At 64.3% G+C, this 20262-nt stretch carries 17 protein-coding genes, 1 tRNA gene and 1 pseudogene; 12 read left to right on the top strand and 7 right to left on the bottom strand.

Annotation, left to right across the window (positions count from 1 at the left end; all coding sequences use genetic code 11):
• Positions 1-37: 37 nt before the first annotated feature.
• Entirely contained in the window at positions 38-412 is a 375-nt protein-coding gene (locus tag BN1233_RS43010; RefSeq protein ID WP_342341653.1) for an amidohydrolase family protein, read from the top strand.
• Between the two features lie 93 nt (positions 413-505).
• Here BN1233_RS43010 and BN1233_RS17905 read toward each other — a convergent pair whose 3' ends face one another.
• Positions 506-2383: an ABC-F family ATP-binding cassette domain-containing protein gene (locus tag BN1233_RS17905; protein WP_046864934.1), complete on the bottom strand. Its 1878-nt coding sequence runs from the start codon at positions 2381-2383 to the stop codon at positions 506-508.
• A 187-nt stretch (positions 2384-2570) separates the two neighbouring features.
• Between BN1233_RS17905 and BN1233_RS17910 the strand changes: the two genes are divergently transcribed.
• The 6 genes from BN1233_RS17910 to BN1233_RS17935 all read left to right on the top strand — a co-directional run bounded on the left by BN1233_RS17910 (position 2571) and on the right by BN1233_RS17935 (position 9348).
• Positions 2571-4091 (top strand): M10 family metallopeptidase, encoded by a 1521-nt coding sequence (locus tag BN1233_RS17910; protein WP_082145518.1) that lies wholly within the window; start codon positions 2571-2573, stop codon positions 4089-4091.
• A 104-nt stretch (positions 4092-4195) separates the two neighbouring features.
• Positions 4196-5536, top strand: coding sequence for a nucleotide sugar dehydrogenase (locus BN1233_RS17915; protein ID WP_046864935.1), 1341 nt, complete (start codon positions 4196-4198; stop codon positions 5534-5536).
• 73 nt (positions 5537-5609) lie between these two features.
• The gene (locus BN1233_RS17920; protein ID WP_046865060.1) at positions 5610-6296 is read left to right on the top strand and encodes a Crp/Fnr family transcriptional regulator; all 687 of its coding nucleotides are present in this window, start codon (positions 5610-5612) and stop codon (positions 6294-6296) included.
• A gap of 69 nt (positions 6297-6365) precedes the next feature.
• Positions 6366-7550 (top strand): ABC transporter ATP-binding protein, encoded by a 1185-nt coding sequence (locus BN1233_RS17925; RefSeq protein WP_046865061.1) that lies wholly within the window; start codon positions 6366-6368, stop codon positions 7548-7550.
• Positions 7551-8453 carry an ABC transporter permease subunit gene (locus BN1233_RS17930; protein ID WP_046864936.1) on the top strand — a complete coding sequence of 301 codons (903 nt, stop codon included), beginning with the start codon at positions 7551-7553 and terminating at the stop codon, positions 8451-8453.
• A gap of 76 nt (positions 8454-8529) precedes the next feature.
• Positions 8530-9348: an ABC transporter permease gene (locus tag BN1233_RS17935; RefSeq protein WP_046864937.1), complete on the top strand. Its 819-nt coding sequence runs from the start codon at positions 8530-8532 to the stop codon at positions 9346-9348.
• 11 nt (positions 9349-9359) lie between these two features.
• On the opposite strand, the gene BN1233_RS17940 is transcribed toward BN1233_RS17935, so the two are convergent.
• Positions 9360-11174 carry an AsmA family protein gene (locus BN1233_RS17940; RefSeq protein WP_046864938.1) on the bottom strand — a complete coding sequence of 605 codons (1815 nt, stop codon included), beginning with the start codon at positions 11172-11174 and terminating at the stop codon, positions 9360-9362.
• 203 nt (positions 11175-11377) lie between these two features.
• Here BN1233_RS17940 and BN1233_RS17945 point away from each other — a divergent pair, with 203 nt between their 5' ends.
• Positions 11378-12115 (top strand): CoA transferase subunit A, encoded by a 738-nt coding sequence (locus BN1233_RS17945; RefSeq protein WP_046864939.1) that lies wholly within the window; start codon positions 11378-11380, stop codon positions 12113-12115.
• Complete coding sequence (locus BN1233_RS17950) at positions 12115-12798, top strand: 3-oxoacid CoA-transferase subunit B (RefSeq protein WP_046864940.1); 684 nt, start codon at positions 12115-12117, stop codon at positions 12796-12798. The genes BN1233_RS17945 and BN1233_RS17950 overlap by 1 nt, the downstream gene beginning before the upstream one ends.
• A 1-nt stretch (position 12799) precedes the next feature.
• Here the strand turns inward: BN1233_RS17950 and BN1233_RS17955 are convergent, their stop codons facing one another.
• The 4 genes and pseudogenes from BN1233_RS17955 to BN1233_RS17970 form a co-directional block, all read right to left on the bottom strand.
• The gene (locus BN1233_RS17955; protein ID WP_046864941.1) at positions 12800-14515 is read right to left on the bottom strand and encodes an ABC transporter permease; all 1716 of its coding nucleotides are present in this window, start codon (positions 14513-14515) and stop codon (positions 12800-12802) included.
• Between the two features lie 31 nt (positions 14516-14546).
• Positions 14547-15584, bottom strand: coding sequence for a Fe(3+) ABC transporter substrate-binding protein (locus tag BN1233_RS17960; RefSeq protein WP_244470702.1), 1038 nt, complete (start codon positions 15582-15584; stop codon positions 14547-14549).
• Between the two features lie 177 nt (positions 15585-15761).
• Positions 15762-16058 (bottom strand): annotated as a pseudogene (locus BN1233_RS17965) (type II toxin-antitoxin system YafQ family toxin).
• On the bottom strand, positions 16033-16302 hold the full coding sequence (locus BN1233_RS17970) for a type II toxin-antitoxin system RelB/DinJ family antitoxin (protein WP_046864942.1): 270 nt from the start codon (positions 16300-16302) through the stop codon (positions 16033-16035). The pseudogene BN1233_RS17965 and the gene BN1233_RS17970 overlap by 26 nt, the downstream one beginning before the upstream one ends.
• Before the next feature lie 643 nt (positions 16303-16945).
• On the opposite strand from BN1233_RS17970, the gene BN1233_RS17975 reads away from it, so the two are divergent.
• Complete coding sequence (locus BN1233_RS17975) at positions 16946-17578, top strand: class I SAM-dependent methyltransferase (RefSeq protein WP_046864943.1); 633 nt, start codon at positions 16946-16948, stop codon at positions 17576-17578.
• Between the two features lie 134 nt (positions 17579-17712).
• On the opposite strand, the gene BN1233_RS17980 is transcribed toward BN1233_RS17975, so the two are convergent.
• Positions 17713-17786, bottom strand: a tRNA-Gln gene (locus BN1233_RS17980).
• Positions 17787-18023: 237 nt separating this feature from the next.
• On the opposite strand from BN1233_RS17980, the gene BN1233_RS17990 reads away from it, so the two are divergent.
• Together BN1233_RS17990 and BN1233_RS17995 are read left to right on the top strand one after the other, a co-directional pair.
• Positions 18024-18977 (top strand): glycosyltransferase family 2 protein, encoded by a 954-nt coding sequence (locus tag BN1233_RS17990; protein ID WP_048707998.1) that lies wholly within the window; start codon positions 18024-18026, stop codon positions 18975-18977.
• Positions 18978-19011: 34 nt separating this feature from the next.
• On the top strand, positions 19012-20205 hold the full coding sequence (locus tag BN1233_RS17995) for a glycosyltransferase (RefSeq protein WP_046864945.1): 1194 nt from the start codon (positions 19012-19014) through the stop codon (positions 20203-20205).
• The last annotated feature ends 57 nt before the right edge of the window (positions 20206-20262 follow it).

The following is a 20262-nucleotide window of genomic DNA, read 5'->3' on the forward strand; positions in this document are numbered from 1 at the left end:
ATCCCCCCTTGATGAACCCACCGCGCGGGGAGCTGCCGTGAAAGGAGAGCCGATTGTGCTCGGCGCTCCGAATGTTCTTCGTGGCGGCAGCCATACCGGCTGTGTCGCAGCAGCTGAAATGATCGCAAAAGGCCTCTGCAATGTCCTCGCATCCGATTATTACTATCCCGCTATGGCCTTGTCGCCCTTCGTCCTTACCGGCGAGGATGAAACGGGCCTTGCGGATGCCTGGCGCCTCGTGTCGCAAGGGCCGGCCGAGGCCCTGCAACTTCACAACCGCGGCATGATCGCCCCCGGATTGCGTGCCGATATCGTGCTTGTCGAGACCAAGCCGCAGCCGAGAGTAGTGGCAACGATCGCGGGTGGACGGCTCGTCCATCTCGCAGATGGGCGCCTGATCGGGTCGCGGTAATTGCCCGTGTCCGCCGATCGGAAAATTCTACACCGATCTGCGCTTGCTCCCACTCAGGCGCTGCTGTCCCTTCGTCAGAGATGCGATGTCCTCTCAGCCATCGGCACTCTCGAGTTCGGAGCTCAAAGTGAGCCATTCCTCTTCGAGACGGTGGAGCGCAGCGGCAGCCTCGGCCCGCTTGTGTGAGAGATCGAGCGCCTTTTCCGGATCCTGCTGAAATGCGGCCCCGTCCGCCAGAGCGGCATCGATTTTCGCAATGATCTCCGTCAGGCGCAACAGGCGCGCCTCGACAGTCTCGATCCTCTTGCGGATCGGTGCGAGCGCCACTCTGCGCTCGGCCGCGGCTCGCCGCTCGTCCTGCCGCGATCCGGTGTCTCCACCCTTCTTCGCCGGGCGCACCTCCTCGTCCAAAGCGCCGGCGAGGACGAGACGTCGGTATTCCTCGAGATCGCCCTCGAAGGGCTTTACGGTCCCGTTACCGACGAGCCATAGCCGGTCTGCGCAAGCCTCGATCAGAAACCGGTCGTGGCTGACGAGGATCACCGCCCCTTCATAGGAGTTGATAGCGTCGATGAGCGCGGCCCGGCTGTCGATGTCCAGATGGTTCGTCGGCTCGTCGAGGATCAGGAGGTGTGGGCCGCCGAACGCAGTGAGCCCCATCAGGAGGCGCGCCTTCTCGCCGCCGGACAGCGATGAGACGACCGTATCGGCTTTCGAGCCCGGAAAGCCCATGGCTGCTGCGCGAGCTCTTGCCCGCGCAACCGGCGCGCCCTGCATTCGTGCGGCAACATGCTGATAGGCGCTCTCGGACGGATCGAGTTCGTCGAGCTGGTGCTGCGCGAAATAAGCCACCTCCAGCTTGCCGGGGTGCCTGATTTCGCCAGCGAGGGGCGGCAGACGTCCGGCCACGAGCTTGCAGAAGGTGCTCTTTCCGTTCCCGTTGGAGCCGAGCAGGGCGATACGGTCGTCCGGCAGGATCGTGAGGCTGAGCCGCTGCAGGATCTTCCGGTCTCCGTAACCGGCATCCACCCGATCGAGAGTGATAAGCGGCGGAGCAAGGGGAGCTTCGGGATTCGGAAGGTTGAATGAAAGGGCGTCCTCCGCCGTAAGCGGCACGATCGGCTCGAGCTTCGCGAGCCGCTTCAAGCGGGATTGGGCTTGCTTTGCCTTCGAGGCTTTGGCGCGGAAGCGGTCGACGAAAGCCTGAAGATGCTTGCGCTCGGCCTCCTGCTTCGCCTGCATCTTCGCATTGAGCTCGCGCCTCTCGGCGAGTTGACGCGCGAAGGAGGTGTAGCCACCGCGATAGACGGAAAGCTTGCCGCGGTCGAGATGCAGGATGTGATCGACGGCGTTGTCCAGGAGTTCGCGATCGTGGCTAATGACGACGAGCGTGTGCGGATAGCGCGCCAGATAGTCGTAGAGCCAAAGTGTCCCTTCCAAGTCGAGGTAATTCGTCGGCTCGTCGAGGAGAAGGAGATCCGGCTCGGAAAAGAGCACGGCCGCGAGCGCCACGCGCATGCGCCAGCCGCCCGAGAAGGAGGAGCAGGGCCTGTTCTGAGCCTCTGCATCGAACCCGAGGCCGTGCAGGATGGAGGCGGCGCGCGCCGGCGCGGAATAGGCACCGATGTCGTTGAGGCGCGTCTCGATCTCGGCCCGCTCGAACCCCTCGGCCGTCTCGGCTGCAGCCATCAGGGCAGTGCGCTCCGTGTCGGCGGCGAGAACGACCTCGATCAGGGTTTCCGGCCCGCCGGGCGCTTCCTGAGCAACCGATCCGATCCGGGCTTGGCGCGGCATGCCGATCTCCCCACCCTCCGGGACGAGGTCGCCGCGAATCAGACCAAAGAGCGTGCTCTTGCCGGCACCGTTTCGACCCACGAGGCCGACGCGTGCGCCACTCGGAATCGAGAAGGAGGCATGATCGAGGAGGATCCTGTCGCCGATGCGGTAGGTGAGATCTTGGACGGTCAGCATCGCGGCCTTTTGCAGCCATTCAAGCAGCAACGCAAAACCGAATGCGGCGGGGCCGGCCGGGCGGCTTCGTGCGTAGGGGTGGCAGGCAGTCTTGGTTTAGCCGTTTTGGTGCTTACACCGGAGCATACTTCCCTTGCGGAACCTGCTCGCAGATCCGCGAATCACGGATTGATTGCCCGAGGGGATCATGGACGTCTTCAAGTCTGCTGCCCGTCATCTGCATGCCTTGCACTCTGAAGAGTGGAGCCCTTGGGGGCTCGAGAAGACAATGGCTCCGAACTGGGCAACCAGCGTCGGAACGTCGGCCACCGAGTCCCGTTCGGTTGATGCGCTCCTTGCGAGCACGCACTGGAATGGGCTCGTCACTTACAGCTTCCCGGACAGCCGCTCCGACTACGAGGCCGGCTATCTCGAGGCCTCGGAGGCGTTCGCCCAGGTCTCATATGACCAGATGCAGGCAGTCCGCTTCATCCTGGACGGGCGCAGCCCATATTCAGGCGGACCGAAGATGGCCCTGATGGGGGTCGAGGGGTTCACGAATGCGAACTTCTACGACAACGGCTTCGATGGAGCCGATATCCGGATCGGCCAATCCGCGAGCGCCAACCCGACGGCCTACTCATATTATCCCGGCAATTCTCCCTATGGTGGGGATGTCTGGTTCGGAAACGCCTACGATTACCGGAATCCCGAGGTTGGAAATTACGCGTTTCTCACGATCCTTCATGAGCTTGGCCATGCGCTGGGCCTCAAGCACCCCCATGAGGCAAGTGGCGTCACCGGCACGACGGCCAGCACTGAGCGCGACGCGCTCGAATACTCCGTAATGAGCTACAACTCATATGCAGGACAGTCCGGAAGCTACTACGTCAACGAGACGTTCGGCTACCCGCAGACGTATATGATGGATGACATCGCCGCCCTGCAGGAACTGTATGGGGCCGACTACACGACCCGCGGCGGCAACAACACTTACAGCTGGAGCCCGGGGACGGGTGAGACCTTTGTCGACGGCGTGGCATACGGCGCGCCGGGGGGCGGCGCCGGCGGATCCGCGAACCGGATCTTTCTGACCGTCTGGGACGGCGGCGGGATCGATACCTACGATTTTTCCAATTACACGAGCGCGCTCACCATCGATTTGCGCCCGGGCAATTTCTCGACGACGGGCATGACGCAGCGGGCCTATCTAGGAGACGGGCACTACGCGAAGGGCAACATCTACAATGCGTTGCTCCACGACGGCGATCCGCGCTCTCTCATCGAGAATGCCGTCGGCGGATCCGGTCCTGACCAGATCACGGGGAACGATGCCGCCAACAAACTCGAGGGTCGGGCGGGATCGGACGTGCTCGATGGGCTCCTCGGGAGCGATGTGCTCATCGGGGGCGCGGGCGTGGATACCTTCGTGTTCTCGACGGCGCCATCGCCGACGAATGTCGACCAAATCACCGACTTCGTGGTCGCAGACGATACGATCCAGCTGTCGAAGGCGATCTTCACCGCCCTGACGACCACCGGTATTCTGGCAGCAGAGGCATTCTACACGGGCAGCACGGCTCATGATGCCAGCGACCGGATTCTCTATGACCGAAATACTGGTAGTCTCGTCTATGATCAGGACGGAACGGGTTCCGCCGCAGCCTTGAAATTCGCCCAGCTCGCGCCGGGATTGTCCCTGACGAATGCCGACTTCCTGATCGCCTGAAGGGCCCTGACGGCTAGAACCCTGTAGCCGAGCCCGGCCGAAGCTTGGCGGATGGAGGCCCGTGAGCTACGATGACATCGTGACGCATCCAAGCCGGTCGCCCGATGCCATCGACTCTGCTGCCTGAACGGTTGTCGCAGGCGTTTCGGGACCGCTCCGCATGCCTTGGCGTGATCGGCCTCGGCTATGTGGGTCTGCCGCTTTCGATCGCAGCGGCCCGGGCGGGCTTCCGCGTTATCGGTTTCGACATCAACGAAAGCCGTTGCGAAGGCCTCAACCGCGGGGACACGTTCATTGGCCATATTCCGGCAACGGACATCGCCGAGGTTATCGCTGCCGGGCGGTTCGAGGCGACGCCGGATTTCACGCACCTTGCCGAGCCCGATGCCATCATCATCTGTGTGCCGACTCCGCTGACTCGCCATCGCGAGCCCGACCTCTCCTTCGTAAAGTCAACGACGAGTGCGATCGCGAAGCGCCTGCGCTCAGGTCAATTGGTCGTTCTCGAATCGACAACCTATCCCGGGACCACCGAGGAAGTCGTCAAGCCGATTCTCGAGGAGACCGGCCTCGTGAGCGGACAGGATTTCTTCCTGGCGTTCTCCCCGGAGCGCGAGGACCCCGGCAACATCCAGTTCACGACCACGGCGATCCCGAAGATCGTCGGTGGCGATGGGGAAGCGGCGCTCCACTTGGCCGAGACGCTCTATGGCGAGCTCGTCACGCGCGTCATTCCGGTCTCGTCGACCGCGACGGCCGAGGCGGTAAAACTCACGGAGAACATCTTCCGGGCCGTGAACATCGCCCTCGTGAACGAGCTCAAGGTCGTGTTCGAGGCAATGGGAATCGATATCTGGGAGGTCGTGGAGGCGGCCAAGACGAAGCCGTTCGGCTTCATGCCGTTCTATCCGGGCCCGGGCCTCGGCGGACACTGCATCCCGATCGATCCCTTCTATCTCTCCTGGAAGGCGCGGGAATACGACGTTACGGCGCGCTTCATCGAGCTCGCGGGCGAGGTCAACACCCGGATGCCCTATTACGTCGTCGAGCGCCTCGCGCGGGCGCTCGACCGTTGCCAGGGAAGGGGGCTGGCCGGTGCGCGCATTCTCGTCCTCGGACTTGCCTACAAGAAAAATGTGGACGACATCCGGGAGAGCCCTTCGCTGAAGCTGATGGAAATCCTCGAGAGTCGTGGCGCCGCTTGCGCCTTTCACGACCCTCACGTCCCGGAGATTCCGCGAACGCGCGAGTATTCTCACTTGGCTGGACGGAGCAGCATGGATCTGTTGCCCGAAACGCTGCAGGCCTTCGACGCGGTCCTGATCGCGACCGATCACGACGCGGTCGATTACCGGACCGTTGCCGCGCATGCACGGCTCGTCGTGGATACCCGCAATGCTCTGGCACGATCGGGCTTGACCGATTATGCTGTTGTAAAGGCGTAACTTCGTCGTCTCGGCCCTGCGGAGGTCTTGACCCGTACCGCCGGGTTTGTAGACGATATTCGCGGAACCAATGATGACGCCTCTTTCAGCCGTGCCCTTCTTCCGGGATATCGACGTGGACACCGCGTCGCTCGAAGCCCGGTCGCGCTGGCATCGCTTTGCGCCGGAAGAGATCCTCGTCGACTTCGACGATCTTTCGACGGACGTCTTCTTCCTGACGGCCGGCGAGGTTCGGGTTCTGATGCGGACCGCCTCCGGCAAGGAGGTCATTCTGGACGAGATGCGCCCGGGAGAGCTGTTCGGCGAACTCGCCGCGCTCGACGGCATCAAGCGCTCCGCCAACGTCACGGCTCTGACCAGAGGCGAAGCCTGGGTCATGCCAGCCGCGGTTTTCCGCGAGGCCGCCTTCGCCTCTCCGGCACTGGCCGATCGCCTCTTTCGTCTGCTGACGTCGCGCATCCGCGACCTCAATTCGCGGCTCATCGAACAGACGATCCTCGACCTGCGCCATCGCCTCTATTCGGAACTGCTCCGGCTCTCGACCCCCCGCGCCAATGGCGCGGGCGAGCGCGTCGTGACGCCGCCGCCGTTCCATCATGATCTCGCCTCCCGGATCGGCTGCAGGCGCGAGCAGGTGACGCGTGAATTCACGCTCATGGCCCAGGAGGGGCTGATCGAGCGGACCCGGGGCGCCTTGGTGCTGAAGCATCCGGAGATTCTGGAGACCCGGGTGGCTGAAGCGCTACGCGAGGACGCCTGAAACCATGACATCCCAGGCATGCCCTGCTCGGCCTCTCCGGGCCTCACAACACTTGGACAAAAACTGATCATGGCAGCTCCCACGCTGCGCCCCTCGGTAGGGGCGGTGCGCCGTTCGTTTGCGCCCTGGCAGGATCCCGACGCGAAACCGTTGATCCGATTTACCGATGTCACGAAGCGGTTCGGCGCGGCCGTTGCGGTCGACCATCTTTCTCTCGACATCTTCGAGCGGGAGTTCTTCTGCCTTCTCGGCCCGTCGGGATGCGGCAAGACCACGCTGATGCGGATGCTGGCGGGTTTCGAGACGCCCGACGAGGGCGCGATCGTGCTGGCCGGCCAGGACCTTGCAGGCATCCCGTCCTACCGGCGTCCCTTGAACATGATGTTCCAGTCCTATGCGCTCTTTCCGCACATGAGCGTGGAGCGGAACATCGCATTCGGCCTCAAGCAGGACGGTCTGCCAAGCGATGCCATCCGGGAGCGGGTCCGCGAGATGCTCCGGCTCGTGAAGCTGGAGAAGCTCGCGAGCCGGTATCCGGGCCAGCTCTCAGGAGGGCAGCGGCAGCGCGTAGCGCTGGCGCGAGCGCTCGCCAAACGCCCGAAGGTTTTGCTGCTGGACGAGCCGCTCGGGGCACTCGACAAGCAGTTGCGCGAGGAGACGCAGTTCGAGCTGATGGACCTCCAGCACGACCTCGGCATGACATTCCTCATGGTCACCCACGATCAGGAGGAGGCCATGACAATGGCTGACCGGATCGCAGTTATGAAGGACGGCAGGATCGCGCAGATCGCGACTCCGGCAGAGATCTACGAGCAGCCGAAAACCCGGTTCATTGCCGAGTTCGTCGGCGACGTGAACATCCTCGAGGGCCGGGTCATGGGCCAGGAAGAGGGCCTGTGGCGGATCGCGAGCGATCATGCCGTGGAGCCCCTCACGATCGACGATCCGGACGAGATGCTCGCCACCGGGCAGGGCGTGGCAATCGCCGTGCGCCCCGAGAAAATGACGATCTCCCGGAATCCTCCCGAAGCCGCTCCGGGCGCGGCGAACACGCCGTTGAACCATCTCGTGGGCGAGGTGTGGGACATCGGCTATCTCGGCGATTGGACGGTCTACCGGGTGAAGCTCGCATCGGGCCTGATCATCCGGGTGTCGCAGGCGAACCGCAGCCGTTACGTCTCCGCGCCTCTGGACTGGGAGGAGGAGGTCTACGTGACCTTCGCGCCCAATGCTGCCGTGATCCTTTCCGAATAGATGGGCAAGCGCGCTTCACGTCGCCTCCGCGACGCCCTGGTCCCGGCCGTACCATTCCTATGGCTCGGGATCTTCTTTCTCGTGCCGATTCTGATCGTCCTCAAGATCAGCCTCTCGGATCCGGTCGCTGCCCAGCCGCCCTACGTCCCCGTTTTCGAGTGGGGCGACTGGAAGGGCTTTCTCGCAGCCCTCGACCTCGAGAATTATCGGGTTCTCCTCGAGGACCCTCTCTATCGCGATGCGATCCTGTCCTCTGTCTATATCGCCATCACATCGACCTTACTGCTGCTGCTCGTCGGCTTCCCGATTGCCTACGCGATGGCGCGGGCGGCGCCGCGCGTTCGGCCCTTGCTCGTTGCCCTCGTGATCCTGCCGTTCTGGACGAGCTTCCTGATCCGGATCTACGCCTGGATCGGCATTCTCAAGGCGGATGGATTTCTCAACCAGATCTTGCTCTGGCTCGGTCTCGTGTCGGAGCCCTTGGTGCTTCTCAACACGCAGACGGCGATCTTCATCGGGATCGTCTATGCGTATCTGCCTTTCATGGTGCTGCCGCTCTATGCGGCTCTCGAGCGAATCGACCCGGTTCTCCTCGAGGCCGCAGAGGACCTCGGCTCGCCGCCATGGAAATCTTTCTTCACGATCACGATCCCGCTCGCCTTTCCTGGTATCGTAGCGGGCTCGCTCCTCTGCTTCATTCCGGCCGTGGGAGAGTTCGTGATCCCGGATCTCCTCGGCGGACCCGAGACCCTGATGATCGGCCGCCAGCTCTGGAGCGAGTTCTTCTCCAACCGGGATTGGCCGCTCGCGTCTGCGGTGGCGATCGTCATGCTCATCATCCTCGTCGGCCCGATCGTCGCGTATCGGAACTTCGAGGCACAGCGGGTCGGGCAGCACGGATGATGCGAAGGGATGCCGAGTCCGGGCGCGTACGTGGCTCGATGGCCCGCACCAAGATGCAGCAATCGGAATTCATGTGATGAGACGCGGCTTCGGTTTCCTCGACGCGACAGCGCTCGCCCTCGGCTTCGCGTTCCTCTACGTGCCGATTCTCCTGCTCGTCGTCTATTCGTTCAACGATTCCCGCCTCGTCACCGTCTGGGGCGGCTTCTCCACGCGGTGGTACCGGGCCCTACTCGACAACGAGCCCCTCATGGAAGCCGCTTGGGTGACGGTACGCATCGCACTCGTGTCCGCCAGCGCTGCGACCATCCTGGGGACCCTCGCGGCCCTGGCGCTCGTGCGCTGGGGGAGGTTTGCGGGCCGCACGCTGTTCACAGGCCTCGTCTATGCCCCGATGGTCATGCCGGAGGTGATGACGGGGCTCGCGCTTCTCCTCTTTTTCGTAGCGATCGATCTCGATCGCGGGTTCTGGACGATTACCCTGGCGCACACCACCCTTACGATGTGCTTCGTCACCGTGGTCGTGCAGGCGCGGCTCGTTACGCTGGACCGGTCCTACGAGGAGGCCGCCATGGATCTCGGCGCGCCGCCGATCCGGACCTTCTTTTCGGTCACGCTCCCGATGATTTCTCCGGCGGTGGTCGCGGGCTTCCTCCTCGCCTTCACGCTCTCCCTCGACGACCTCGTGATCGCGAGCTTCAACACCGGGCCGGGCGCCACGACGCTGCCGATCCGGATCTACAGCCAGGTGCGGCTCGGCGTCTCTCCGGAGATCAACGCGATCTCGACCATCCTCGTCGGGATCGTTTCGGCGGCGCTCGTCGTGGTGGCGCTGATCATGAAGCGCATTGCGCTGAAGCAGGAGAACCCGGCTCAGCAACCGGCGAGCAACTGATCCCGGACCATTCAGCGTGTCACGGCGCCTGGCGCGGCGACAGGCGCCAGGGAATCGATCCGCAGGAGCGGCTTGGCGGCGCCGGAACGCTCGATCAGCGAGCGGGCATCCGGGATGACGGCGACATCGTCCCAGCCGCCCCGCACATCGAAGACGAGGGGCGGAAGGGCGGACAGGGCTGGAGCACTGGACTGGACCTGCGTTTTCATCGCAAGGAAACGGTCCACCAGGGAGGCATTGCCCGCGACCTCCGCATTCAGCGCCGCCGAATTCATGCTGGCGACGATCTCGCCGGCTCCGCCCGTGACGGTCAAGGCTCCTTGAGCCAGATCGAAGGGCGTGCGGCCGCCTCTCCAGTCGAGCGAGGCTGCCAGCGGCCTCTTCTCCAGGCGCTTCAGCGCATCGCCGAAGCCGATCCCGACGAGCTCCCCGTCCCGTACCGCGATTCGCGCATGGCCCTTGCTGTGGCGCACGATCTCGCGCGGGCTGCGTCCGGAACCTTCGAGGGCGAACTGGCCGGAAGCCTGCCCGGTGATCCAGTGCGGATGGCCGAGATCGGCGAGGGCGGCGGCGAGATCGATGTTCTCGAAATTCGCCTGGCTGCGGACCTCGACCTGATTGCCCGATGCGGCCAGGGCGAGCCGGCCCTTGACGGTTCCGCCCCGCAACCCGGCACGGCCGAGCCAGATCTCGACCTGGTTCGCGCGGGCGGTCAGGTTCAGGGCGGCATCCCCGAGGGTGACGGCCCCGAACTGCGCATCGCTGGCGGAGAGCCGTAGGTCGAGATCGCAGACCGGCGGTGTGAGGCTTCCGAACTCCTCGTAGCTCCAGAAGCCCGCGGCAGACCGGGCCCGGGTGAAGGGGGTGGCGAAATTCGAGAGGTCGAGCTGGTCCGCGGCGAGGGTGCCGGAAACGACCGGCCGCTCGGCATCGAACCGGATGGCGAGCGAGCCGTCGAGGCGATTCTTGCCGAGATGCACGACGGCAGCGGGCCAGCTGAAACGACGGTGATCCGCGGTGAAACGCCCCTGGACCGAGCCGGCTTGCATGAGAGAAGCGAGGGGGATGTCGATGGCGCTCCACCGCGCGAAATCCCTCAGCGACTTGGCCTCGAAGGTTCCGCTCGCGTTGACGAGGAGGTCGGGGCCACCCTCGACCGTGCCCGCAAGGGAGGCGCGGGCGAAGGAATTGCCGGCATTGACCACGAAGGGCCACGGCTTGTTCGCGGCCCAGCGCCGCGGCGACACGATCAGTTCGGAGACTTCGATGCGCTCGCCGCGCCAATGCGCCGCGCCGGCCAGCACGATGCGCTCATCGGAGGTGTACCAGTTCGCGACCGTCTGCAGATTCTCGAGGGCGCCGTCCCAGCCCGGCGCCCAGCGCAGTGTGGACCCGGTGAGAATGAGGCGCCGCACCGGCTTGCCGGGGCGCTCGGCGATGAAGAAGGCGCGCAGCGCCGAGATGGGGTTGGGTGCCTGCACAGCTCCTGCAATGTCGATCCGGGCATCCGCGAGGGCGATCTCGTCCACCTCGATGCGGCCTGCGAGGAGCGGGAGCCAGCGCAGCTCGCCGCGCAGCGTCCCGCCCTCGGCCTTGATCGAGCCGTCCCGGGCGGCGATGCGCACGTTCTCGAACTTCACGCGCGGGATCGGCAGGATCGCGATCGTGCTGCGTCCGAGCACCTCGACCTTGAGCCCATAGGCCTCGTCGAGCTGCCGGGCCACGGATCCGGCCATGCCGCCGGTCGTCAGCGTCCAGGGCGCGACGGCCGCGGCCATGGCCGCCAGCACGGCGAGGGCAAGGATCAAGACGAGGCGGCGAGACATGGAAAGCCGGATGGGCGAACGGGTCCCTGCAGAGCGATGCGGCGACGGAATGCCGGGTCCGCTCGAAAGCCGAGCGCCGACTCCCCCTGAAGGTTGACCTTCATTCACCCGAGCCGCTTGTCGAAATTGAGGCCGCCTTGCATCGGGGCCGGAAGCCGCACTAAACAGCATCGACGCTGTGAGCGAGGGAGGTCGAGCGGGTTATGAACAAGGTTTATTCCGATGCCGGGGCGGCGTTGGCCGGTCTGGTCAAGGACGGCATGACGATCATGGCCGGCGGCTTCGGCCTGTGCGGCATACCCGAGACGCTCATTCTGGCGATCCGCGAATCCGGCGCCAAGAACCTGACCGTCATCTCCAACAATGCAGGCGTCGACGGAGCGGGCCTCGGGCTCCTGCTCGAGACGCGCCAGATCCGGAAGATGATCTCGTCCTATGTCGGCGAGAACAAGCTCTTCGCCCAGCAATATCTTTCGGGCGAGCTCGAACTCGAGTTCAACCCGCAGGGCACGCTCGCGGAACGGATCCGCGCCGGCGGCGCCGGGATCCCGGCCTTCTTCACGAAGACGGGCGTCGGCACCATCATCGCCGAGGGCAAGGAAGTCCGCGAGTTCGACGGCGAGAAATACGTGATGGAGCGCGGCCTGTTCGCCGACATCGCCGTCGTCCATGCCTGGAAGGGCGACACCGAAGGGAACCTCGTCTACCGGAAGACGGCGCGGAACTTCAATCCGATGATGGCGACGGCTGCGAAGCTCACAGTCGCCGAGGTCGAGAACCTCGTCGAGGCGGGCGAGATCGACCCCGACCAGATCCACACGCCGGGCATCTTCGTGAACCGCCTCGTGCACGTCACGAACCCGGAGAAGCGCATCGAGCAGCGCACCACCCGCAAGCGCAGCGACGCGCCGGTGGCCGCCGGAGCAGGGGAGGAAGTCTGATGGCCTGGACCAGAGATCAGTTGGCGGCGCGGGCCGCGAAGGAATTGCGTGACGGCTTCTACGTGAACCTCGGCATCGGCATCCCGACGCTCGTCTCGAACTACATCCCGAGCGGCATGAAGGTGCAGCTGCAATCCGAGAACGGCATGCTCGGCATGGGCCCGTTCCCCTATGAGGGCGAAGAGGATCCCGACCTCATCAATGCCGGCAAGCAGACCATTACCGAGCTGCCAACAACGAGCTATTTCTCGTCCGCCGATTCGTTCGGGATGATCCGCGGCGGCCATATCGACCTGTCGATCCTCGGCGCCATGCAGGTGGCGCAGAATGGTGACCTCGCGAACTGGATGATCCCCGGCAAGATGGTGAAGGGGATGGGCGGCGCCATGGACCTCGTGGCCGGCGTCAAGAAGGTTGTGGTCGTGATGGAGCACACCGCCAAAGCCAAGGACGGCACGGAGGAGCCGAAGCTCCTCAAGGCTTGCACCCTGCCGCTCACCGGCGCCGGCGTTATTGACATGGTGATCACCGACCTCGGCGTCTTCACGATCGACAAGAAGGGCGGCTCGGGCATGACGCTGATCGAGCTCGCGGACGGCGTGACGGTCGATGAGATCAAGGCCAAGACGCAGGCCGATTTCACGGTGACGCTCGGCCAGAAGCCGGCGCACGCCGCGGAGTAAGTCAGCTCTCGACGGACGACGAGGATGACGCGCGCTGCGCTTCGGCGCTGCGCGTGAGCTGAAGCACCGGCAACACGCCGACGAGGACGATCAGGAGGGCGGCGAGCGAGCCGTCCTCGAACATGCCGCGCGAAGCATGCCCGTAAACGAGGGTCGCCAGCGTCTCGGCGTTGAGCGGCCGCAGCAGCAACGTCGCGGGCAACTCCTTCAGGCAATCCACGAAGACGAGAAGGGCCGCGCTCGCGAGCGCGGGGCGCAGCAGCGGCAGCTGCACCCGCAGGACGAGTTCGCGCGGGCGGGCGCCGAGGAGGCGCGCCGCATCCTCGAGGCCGTTCGAGACCCGCTCCATGCCCGCTGACAGCGAGCCCGTCGCGATAGGCAGGAAGCGGATCGTGTAGGCGGCGACGATCGCGGCCGAGGAGCCCATGAGCACGAGGCCGAGGCGCTCGCCGGTGAGGGACCGCCAGATCGTGTTGAGCCCGTTGTCGACGGCGACGAGCGGGCCGAGGAGACCGAGCGCCAGCACCGTTCCGGGAACCGCATAGCCGATCCCGGAGATCGAGCGCGCCGCCGTGACGATGCGGGTACGCGCGAGGCGGGCGCCGGTCACCACGAGAATGCCGAGCCCGAGAGCCGCGACGGTGGCCGAGCCCGCGAGCGCGATCGTCGTCAGGAGATGGCCGAGGAAGGCCGAGTCGGCCTGAGCCAGCAGCCCCCGCTCAGCCACCTCTCGGGCCAGGAACGAGGCCGGCAGCCCGAAGCCGAGGAGCACCGGCAGGGCGCACAGGATGGCGGCAATCAGGCCCAGCCGACGCCCGAGCGGGACCGGATGGACCATGCGCGGGCGCCGGGTCGAGAGCACGTAGCGCCGGTTCCGCCGCCCGAACCGCTCGAGCAGGATCAGCAGGATCACGACGGCGAGCATTACGCAGGCGATCTGCGCGGCTCCCGGGAGGCTGCCGCGGTTGAGCCAAGTGGTGAAGACCGAGACCGTCAGCGTCCGCACGCCGAGATATTCCGTGGCGCCGATATCGTTGAGCGCCTCGAGGAGCGCGAGCGACAGGCCGACCGCAAGGGCTGGGCGGGCGAGGGGGAGCGCGATGGTGCGGAACATCTCGAGCCGGCCGGCGCCGAGCGTCCGTGCGACCTCGATCATTGAGGCGCTCTGCGTGAGGAACATCGCCCGCGCCGCGATGTACACGTAAGGGTAGAGCACGACCGACATCACGAGGATGCAGCCGGGCAGAGAGCGGATCTCGGGGAACCAGTAATCCGCCCGCGACGACCATCCCATCAGCGCCCGCAGCCAGTCCTGCACCGGCCCGGCGGAGTCGAACACCTCCACATAGACATAGGCCGTGATGTAGGTCGGCACCGACAGCGGCAGCGGCAGCAGCCAGGCGAGAGCGTTCCGCCCCGGGAACTGGTGGGCCGTGACGACCCAGGCGGTGCCGATGCCAATCACCGAGGTAAGGGCGGCGACGCCGGCGAGAAGGAGCGTGGTGTCGAGGAGGGCGGCGGGAAGCACATCCGCCACGAGCCGCGCCCAGAGGGTCCGGTCCCCCTGCGCCGCGACGCTGACGAGCGAGACGAGCGGCGCGAGGACAAGCGCCGCGGCGGCGAAGACCCAGACGAACGCCGAGAGCGGCGCGCCGTGGAGGGCGCGCCGCCGGGCAACGGCAAGGAACGACGGAGGGGCGAGACCCGCGGTGCTCATGAGCGCGCCGTGGGTTCGTTCTGCCAAATGTTCACCGGTCGAAGCCGACGCGATCCACGAGCTCGCTGGCCTTGGCGCGCGCCTTGCCGACATCCGCCACCAGCATGGCATCGGGCTTCAGTTCCCCGAAGGACTTCACGAGCGGGTTGATCTCGATGCCGGGCCGGACGGGATATTCGTAGTTCACGTTCGCGAAGACGCGCTGGGCATCCGGCGTGACCATGAACTCCATGAGCTTGAGCGCATTCTCGCGGTGCGGCGCGTTCTTGGCCATCACGATGCCGGACACGTTGATGTGGGTGCCGCCGTCCTTGAAGGTCGGCAGGATGACCTTGATGGCCTCGGCCCACTTCTTCTGGTCCTCGTTCTTGCCGTTCGTCATCAGCCCGACATAGTACTGGTTGCCGAGCCCGATATCGCAGGCGCCCGCCGCGATGTCCTTGGCGACGTCGCGATCGCCGCCGGAGGGCTTCTTGGCGAGGTTCGCCTTCACGCCCTTCAGCCATTCCTCGGTCTTGGCTTCGCCGTGCTTGACGATCATCGCCGCCACGAGGGCGATGTTGTACTGGTGCTGGAAGGAGCGCGTGCAGAGCCGGCCCTTCCATTTCGGATCGGCGAGGTCCTCGTAGGTGAGGGCGTTCTCCTTCACGCGGTCCTTCGAGGCATAGACCGTGCGGGCACGCAGACTGAGGCCGAACCAGTGATCCTTCGGGTCGCGGAACTGCGCCGGGATGGCGCTCTCGAGCGCCTCGGACTGGACGGGCTGGGTGATCCCGAGATCGACCGCCTCTTCGAGGCGCCCGATATCGACGGTGATGAGCACGTCCGCCGGGCTGTTCTCGCCCTCGGCCCGGATGCGCTCCGCGAGCCCCTGCTCCGAGAAGATCGCGTTGACCTTGATGCCGGTCTTCGCCGTGAACTCGTCGAGCGTGGCCGAATAGAGGCCCGGCTCCCGGTTCGTGTAGACGTTGACGACCTCCTCCGCCGCCGCCGCCGGAGCCACCGCGGCGACCGTGCCCGCGAGCGCAAGCCCCAGCACGAAACGCCGCCCTATCATCTTGTGCGCCATGTTGTCCTCTTCATCCGATCGGGGGGTCAAGGCCCTCGACAGGCCGCTGCGTTGCAGCAGGAGGCAGAAACCATGGCGGACTCGCGGGGTCAAGGAAAAACCCGAGAAAAATCAATAGTTTAAAGTGTTTCTAAAGTGCAGCAGGCTGGAGGGGTTCTAAGGAAGCTCCCCTCCCAATCACCCGAATAGTTCAGAATGCGAACCGAGACGAACCAGAGTTAGGGTCGGCTCTGGGGCATCCGCCTTGCGATCGATCAGCACCAGATCTGGCCTCAGATGTAGATCCCGATGATCCTTTCAATCACTCGTCAGCGGATGATCCTGGTGGCGCTGATCGAGAGGTTGGTCGTTTTGGAGCGCGATCACGACGGCTCTGAATACTCTCTCCAAGTCCTTGTGACCGGCTCTGCGCTCCCGCTTCAGGTCTTTGCGGAAGGCTGTAGTGGTTTCAATCGCCGTCGGCATCGTCCGCATCAGTCAGCAAGTCGTCGACCGATGCGGTTCGTTTGACCCTGCCCGCACGAGCATCTTCCATCGCCTCGACGGTCCTGGCATTCGGCACCCGCACCTCGAAGGGCAGGGCACCTTCGGCCGCTACGCGCTTCAACATCAGGCGGATGGCGTCGGAAACTGTGAGTCCGATTTCGCTCAGAGCGCGAACGGCTGCATCCCGCTCTTCGGCAGAAATCCGGGCTCGAACAGTCGCGTCTTGAGCCATGACACCACTCAATTGTAGGCTAGTTGTAGCTACAGATGGGCCTACACATTTCTGAGCCAAGATCCGGAATTCTGCCCCTTGCCGCTCAGTCGCGCCGGCTGGGCAACCGCCAGCAGTTAATGCCACCAGCGAGGCTGAAGCCGGCCCGCCCGTGAGGGACGAAACCGGCTTCAGCTGAGTGGGATCTGCCTGAAGGGCGATCCGAGCGTTCGTGCCATTGACCGCAATCCGGACCGGCAGCGAACATCATTGCCTGAGCAATCAATTCGGTGATGAAACCCGATGAAGCACGGCCGGGCTGAAGGGAACAAAAACGCTCCGCCGATGGCCGCTTCGATACGCCGGGAGGACTTTGAGGTTTGTAGACGAATTGACGTTTCGTCATGCAACCTCCGGCACGATACGGAGGGGGTAGACGCTGGCTGCAAGCCTTGGCCGCACTCTGGAGTCGTTCCGATCCGTCCAGTTGGCTGTGCTCTCCGCCCCAATAGCGACCGCAGCGCGCCTACATCCCCAAGAGCACCTTCACCTTCGCCCTTGCTCCCGCGAGGAGAGCAAGCGGAGCCTTACTGGCAAATCCCAGGCAATTCGCTATGCCGTGTCATGACCTGAGCCCGCACGCGACCACCAGGCAGTGAGCAACATGGAAGCCATCAAGTCTCTGGCCTTGAAAGCTCGAAAGCGAGCTCCCTGGGCCGTGAAGCATTGGCTGAGGCTGCTCCGACATCTTGCGGTGCACGGCCAGGCGTCACCTCAACTTCCGCCGCACCTCGTCACGGAATGCCGTGTCTGCGCATCCCGCTACGAGCTTCTCGAACGCCTGCCGCACCAGGCGCGTGTAGCCGAGGTGGGCGTGGAGCATGGCCACTTCTCGCGGCACATCCTGTCGACCACGAGCCCGGCAGAGCTTCACCTGATCGACCTCGATTTCGGTGGCCTCGATCCGGTGCTTCGAGGAGATCCCCGGGTCCACATTCACCGGGGGCTTTCGCACGAGGTGCTCGCGACCTTTACCGACGCCAGTTTCGACTGGATCTATATTGACGCCGATCACTCCTACGCGGGGGTGCGACGGGACGCGACAGCCGCGGCCGAGAAGGTCAGGCCAGGTGGGTTTCTGGTGTTCAACGACTTTGCCCACATGGACCCGTTCCTCGGCGCCTATGGGGTTCATCGGGCGGTGGTGGAGTTTGCGATCGAGCGAAATTGGCCGCTCGCATGGTTGGCCTATGAACCCCACGCCCTTTATGATGTCGCGCTGAAGCGTCCAGACTGACGACTGGGGATCAAGCCCTGGAGTGCTTCAACAGCAATAACCTAGCAGCGCATTCTGAGCCGCTGCTGGAACGCCAGAGCTTCGGGCCGATCCGTTAAGCGCCTGATTCTTGAAGGAACAGAGAGGAAAGGGGCTGGCTGGGGGACCTGGATTCGAACCAGGACTAACGGAGTCAGAGTCCGCAGTTCTACCGTTAAACTATCCCCCACCGGGCGGAGCCGGAGGCTCATGGCTTCAAAGGCCATATGCAGCCCTGTGAGGCGGTGGAAATAGGGGCTTTCAGCCCGGCGGTCAACTGCAACTCGGTGCTCGACTGGAAAGTCCGATCGGCCCAGCTCTCCACGGAGTTCACTGAGGTTGAAAATCGCAGCGTTTGCGTTCAGGACACCGGAATGCAAACGCGCTTGACTTCAAGCAAACGTAGCCGTTTCCGGGCCGAGAGCCCATGAGCGAAGCTTCCCTTCCTGCCTCTCGCCTGAACATCACGGCCGCGGGAGTGGTCGCGTTCGGGCCGGATCGGGAACTCCTCCTTTCCCTCGTCCGGACTGCTTTGGAGGAGGTGGCGCACGTCTATGTCTTCGTGAACGCTCTGATCGACGAAGCCCTCCTCGAGCGCCTCCTGGGGCTCGATGCGCGCTGCCACATCATCCAGTCGGATCACAATCTCGGCGTCGCCGAGGCGCTGAACCTGATTGCACTCCATGCCATTCTGGCCGGCTGCTCGCGGGCGGTCCTCTTCGACCAGGACTCCCGCCCGCCGCAGGGCATGGTCTCCGAGCTCGGCGCCGCCATGGACCTCCTTCAGGAGTCCGGACAGAAGGTCGCGGTCGTCGGGCCGGCCATCGTCGCGCCTGCGGGGCGGACCGCCGATTTCAAGAGCCCTCGGTATTTCCAGATGCCGCGCCGGCAGCCGGTCGAGTCCGCAACACCTGTGCGCTACGTGATCACGTCGGGCTCACTGGTGGATCTCGGCGCCTTCCGTACGGTCGGCAAGTTCCGGAGCGATTTCTTCATCGACGCCATCGATACCGAGTGGTGCTTCCGTGCCTGGGACAAGGGATATTCCTGCTGGTTCGTCCCGAATGTGCGCATGGCGCACACGATCGGGGAGGGCGCCGTACGATCCAGGCTCTTCGGCCTGCGTTTTCCCCACCAGAGCCCGATGCGGATGTACAGCTACTTTCGCAATCAGGTCGCGAGCCTCGGACTCGCCCACGTTCCGCTGAACTGGAAGCTGCGTTTTGGCCTGCATGTTGCGCTGCTGGCCACCACGATGCTGATAGACGCGAAGTTCAGCCCCGCCGTAGTTGGCCTCATTCGGCGAGCAGTCGCCGACGGGATGCGAGGCCGGCTCGGCCCCCCGCCGGGCGCGGCGCGCACGGTTGCGATCCCGACGTGACCTCGGCGAGCCTTGGGCCGGTGAGGTCATGAGCATGCCCGAGAGAAGGAAACGCGTCCTCGTCGTTGCCCCGGCGCCGATCGTCAGCGTGATTCTCCTTCTGATCAAGCCTCTGTCCGTCCTGCAGCGTGAGGGCGCGATCGAAGCGCGATACGTGCTCCCGCGCGGGTGCGCAGAGCACGACGTCAAATGGGCGGACGTCGTCGTATTCTGCCGTGCAACGGATATTTTCGAGTTCCGCATCCTGCAGCGAGCACGAAGCCTCGGGAAGCCGGTCATCTACGATACGGATGACAATCTGTTCGACGTGCCGGGAGATTCCGCCGTTGCCCGGTATCATCGGGATCCTCTGAGGCAGAGAATTCTCAGGCTGTTGCACGCCGAGGCCGATCTCGTTCACGTCTACAACCGTGAGCTCGAGAGCATCGCCCGAACGCTGAATCCGAATGTGAAGCGTATGCCGCAGGCATTCGATTTCAGCTTGTTGAGCAAAGTCAATGTTCAGAAGCGCAACAACATTGCGATTGCATTTCCAACGAGCCGCGGCGGAGACGACCGGCTGTCGCTCATGTTTCGCGATGCGGTGGAGGCCGTGATTCGTGAAAGGCCGCACGCCTTCACGCTCCACGTATGGGGAGGGGCGCCGAAACCGCTTCAGGGACTTCCGAACTTGATCGTCGAGCCCTTCGAGCCCGACTACAATGAGTTCATCCGGCGTCTTTACAGCTCCAGCTTTGCCATTGGCCTGGCGCCGCTCGTCGACGATGCGCACCACCGCTGCAAGACGGAGCTCAAATTCCGCGAATACGGGGCCTGCCGGATTGCGGGAATCTATTCGGACGTTTCCCCCTACAAGGACGCAGTCAACCACGGCGAGACCGGGCTCCTCGTCTCGAACGATCCGGTCGGCTGGGCGGGCGCATTGAGATCTCTGTTGCTCGATGGCGACTTGCGGAACCGGATCGTATCGTCTGCGGAGGCCCACGTGCGACGACATTACAGCTTGGACGCAGCCGCCAAGGCCTGGGATGCTTCGCTCGAAACCGTGCTGTCGATTCCGCAACGGAAGAATTCGGCCTGCGAGGCTAACAGGTTGCATTCTATTCTTGCTCGTGATCTGAGCCCCGCGAAACGCACGCTATGGGCGCTCCGCCTGCTCAAGCCCAAGGCTCTGACTCGCCTGCGAAGGAACTCGGAGTGGTTGAGGGCAGCAGTGCAACGTGGGTAAACCCGCTGCTCTTTCATTGAGTAGAGTGTCAGATTGTGCCTTGATTTTGGGCGAGGC

Source organism: Microvirga massiliensis, assembly GCF_001006805.1.
GTDB classification, from domain to species: Bacteria; Pseudomonadota; Alphaproteobacteria; order Rhizobiales; family Beijerinckiaceae; genus Microvirga; species Microvirga massiliensis.

What these genes read in the sequence shown, in the direction of transcription:
- BN1233_RS17905 (WP_046864934.1), bottom strand. Translation starts at nt 2,383, where the DNA reads ATGCTGACCGTCCAAGATCTCACCTACCGCATCGGCGACAGGATCCTC.
- BN1233_RS17910 (WP_082145518.1), top strand. Translation starts at nt 2,571, where the DNA reads ATGGACGTCTTCAAGTCTGCTGCCCGTCATCTGCATGCCTTGCACTCT.
- BN1233_RS17915 (WP_046864935.1), top strand. Translation starts at nt 4,196, where the DNA reads ATGCCATCGACTCTGCTGCCTGAACGGTTGTCGCAGGCGTTTCGGGAC.
- BN1233_RS17920 (WP_046865060.1), top strand. Translation starts at nt 5,610, where the DNA reads ATGACGCCTCTTTCAGCCGTGCCCTTCTTCCGGGATATCGACGTGGAC.
- BN1233_RS17925 (WP_046865061.1), top strand. Translation starts at nt 6,366, where the DNA reads ATGGCAGCTCCCACGCTGCGCCCCTCGGTAGGGGCGGTGCGCCGTTCG.
- BN1233_RS17930 (WP_046864936.1), top strand. Translation starts at nt 7,551, where the DNA reads ATGGGCAAGCGCGCTTCACGTCGCCTCCGCGACGCCCTGGTCCCGGCC.
- BN1233_RS17935 (WP_046864937.1), top strand. Translation starts at nt 8,530, where the DNA reads ATGAGACGCGGCTTCGGTTTCCTCGACGCGACAGCGCTCGCCCTCGGC.
- BN1233_RS17940 (WP_046864938.1), bottom strand. Translation starts at nt 11,174, where the DNA reads ATGTCTCGCCGCCTCGTCTTGATCCTTGCCCTCGCCGTGCTGGCGGCC.
- BN1233_RS17945 (WP_046864939.1), top strand. Translation starts at nt 11,378, where the DNA reads ATGAACAAGGTTTATTCCGATGCCGGGGCGGCGTTGGCCGGTCTGGTC.
- BN1233_RS17950 (WP_046864940.1), top strand. Translation starts at nt 12,115, where the DNA reads ATGGCCTGGACCAGAGATCAGTTGGCGGCGCGGGCCGCGAAGGAATTG.
- BN1233_RS17955 (WP_046864941.1), bottom strand. Translation starts at nt 14,515, where the DNA reads ATGAGCACCGCGGGTCTCGCCCCTCCGTCGTTCCTTGCCGTTGCCCGG.
- BN1233_RS17960 (WP_244470702.1), bottom strand. Translation starts at nt 15,584, where the DNA reads ATGGCGCACAAGATGATAGGGCGGCGTTTCGTGCTGGGGCTTGCGCTC.
- BN1233_RS17970 (WP_046864942.1), bottom strand. Translation starts at nt 16,302, where the DNA reads ATGGCTCAAGACGCGACTGTTCGAGCCCGGATTTCTGCCGAAGAGCGG.
- BN1233_RS17975 (WP_046864943.1), top strand. Translation starts at nt 16,946, where the DNA reads ATGGAAGCCATCAAGTCTCTGGCCTTGAAAGCTCGAAAGCGAGCTCCC.
- BN1233_RS17990 (WP_048707998.1), top strand. Translation starts at nt 18,024, where the DNA reads ATGAGCGAAGCTTCCCTTCCTGCCTCTCGCCTGAACATCACGGCCGCG.
- BN1233_RS17995 (WP_046864945.1), top strand. Translation starts at nt 19,012, where the DNA reads ATGCCCGAGAGAAGGAAACGCGTCCTCGTCGTTGCCCCGGCGCCGATC.